The following is a 2093-nucleotide window of genomic DNA, read 5'->3' on the forward strand; positions in this document are numbered from 1 at the left end:
ACATTCTGATTAGTCTATGCTACAATCTTTTGTCGTAGATGACAAAGATAAACATGATCATCTATGAGATGAAGTTAGAATTCAAAAAATACCCATACAAAAGCTTGGATTAAGTCATCTGTACTGGACTTCACTGGTAAGTCCTGTTCATGTATTTGAGCAAAATTTTTTTTTGATCGCCAGAAGTAATTAATTCTCGTTCAAACTACTTTTTCGGAGTTCGGTAAGCTCCTCTTTTAAGGTGACGGCATGTTTACTAAGTAACGTCGGAATATCCCTCCCCATACGGATAAAAGCAGCGATGGCGATGCGTTTTTCTCCCAAGGCTTCATAGACAATATAATGTTCTCTAACAGGAAATAAACACAGAGAGCTATCCCCTGTCAGCTCCTGGCGTTTCGCAACTTTTTGATGCTTAAGGGCGATAAACTGTGCTGCTTTTTTGAAGATAGTTTTTCCTAGCCACAATCCCGATTATCTTCCTGTAAAATATCCAGGATGGATTCCGGGACAAATTCTTGATTCCTAATTTCCCGTAGCCCTTGGATAATGTCGGACACAATCAAATAGTCCTTCATATCCCGACGAATCAAATCCCGGATGTATTCACTAGGCGTTGCATAGACATCATCATCGCTTGCCCGCATATCAACATAGCGGCGTAGTTTATCGGTGAGCTGGATATTCAGGCTGCTGCTCATTGCGATTCTTTGTAAGCGAAGAAACCTTTCAACACTCTAGCATTAATGGCATTAAACAACAATATTTGCCATTTGCTATATTCACACAAAATAAACAACATTCCAGGGCGCACAGCGTAGTAGGGTGCGTTAGGGACGGGCGAGCCCTCATTTTTTCGGTAGCCAGTGTTAGGATAGTCCGTACCGTAACGCACCACCGGGTCAAACTGATAGCTGATAGCTGATAGCTGATAGCTGATAACTGATAGCTGAAAGCTTACCACTAGATTTTTTTAGCAATCTGAAGAACAGAGAGATAAGACGTTTCGAGACTATTACCCACTTCTAGCTCTAGTATTTCCTTCACCCCTTGAAACAAAGACTCTCGCTGCTGGTGGTCTAAAGCTATATAAGGTGATAAAGTACTCAAAAGCGCTAGATAATTATCAATACTATAGGTAACGTTACATACCAACTGTTCCGATACTAAGTCTTGGAATTTCCCGGAATTAATAACAGTTTCTGCAATTTTGCTGAGGTTCTGTTGATGAGTTTCTATCTCTTCACAGGGTTTCAGAGAGGGAGCGTAAGTTTGATAGACCTGATTCAACAGTTGGCAAACTTCATGGTTCGGTTGAGGGGGAGTATTCCATAGCAAAATCAGAAACCCATTCTCTTTTAGAGCATCAGCTGCTTTTTGATACCGGATCTCTTGGGCAATCCAATGAAAAGAAGTGGCTGCTAACACAGCATGGAATTTACCAGTTTCTAGCTGCCATTCTTCAAAGGTACTATTAATAAGTTCTACATCTGGATATTGGCTACAGTTATGTCGCGCTAGCTGACAAGATTCCTGGCTGGGTTCAATAGCAACTATAGAGAAGCCCAAGTCAGCAAATGCTGTCGTAGCAATCCCCGGACCGCATCCCACTTCAAGAATAATGGCATCGGAAGGAAGTTGGGCTAACTCCACAGCACGGTTAATCAGTTGCTGAGGATAGCGTGGTCTAGCCTGGTCGTAGGCTTCTGCAACAGAAGAATACCAATTTTTTTTCTCTTCCAAGTCTTTAGACTGGATAGCATTAAGTAGTTGTTTAATATCTTTCATCGTAAGCATTCAGCTATCAGCTGTCAGCCGTGAGCTGAAGCTCACGCTACGCGAACAGCTTAACATAAACCTCAAAAGGTAGAATTTAATAGTTCGAAATTAATCAGAATTTAAAGTCTCGGGAAAAGCCCAAGGCTGACGGCTGACGGCTGACAGCTGAATGCTTAAATTTACTATCACCCTAGTCCAACTAACTTTTCGCTCAATTCCCACAAGCGCTTAGCTTTAGAATCATCCATTGCTTCATTAGAAACTTCTTGAACAAAGGACTTACGACCTTCTTTTTGTCGATTACCCCAGCTCCA

Annotated in this window: 4 protein-coding genes and 1 pseudogene; all 5 read right to left on the reverse strand. The window is 41.7% G+C overall.

The window, feature by feature from the left end; translation table 11 throughout:
• Positions 1–189 precede the first annotated feature (189 nt).
• Positions 190–468, reverse strand: a complete 279-nt coding sequence (locus F6K49_RS43435) for a hypothetical protein (protein WP_293107897.1) — start codon at positions 466–468, stop codon at positions 190–192.
• Positions 459–701, reverse strand: a complete 243-nt coding sequence (locus F6K49_RS43440) for a hypothetical protein (protein WP_293107901.1) — start codon at positions 699–701, stop codon at positions 459–461. Before F6K49_RS43440 ends, F6K49_RS43435 begins: the two co-directional genes overlap by 10 nt.
• Positions 698–964, reverse strand: coding sequence for a hypothetical protein (locus F6K49_RS43445; RefSeq protein WP_075903124.1), 267 nt, complete (start codon positions 962–964; stop codon positions 698–700). The genes F6K49_RS43440 and F6K49_RS43445 overlap by 4 nt, the downstream gene beginning before the upstream one ends.
• Positions 964–1788 carry a class I SAM-dependent methyltransferase gene (locus tag F6K49_RS43450; RefSeq protein WP_293107904.1) on the reverse strand — a complete coding sequence of 275 codons (825 nt, stop codon included), beginning with the start codon at positions 1786–1788 and terminating at the stop codon, positions 964–966. The genes F6K49_RS43445 and F6K49_RS43450 overlap by 1 nt, the downstream gene beginning before the upstream one ends.
• A 176-nt stretch (positions 1789–1964) precedes the next feature.
• Positions 1965–2093 (reverse strand): annotated as a pseudogene (locus F6K49_RS43455) (protochlorophyllide oxidoreductase); the annotation flags it as partial.

Source organism: Moorena sp. SIO3I6, assembly GCF_010672095.1.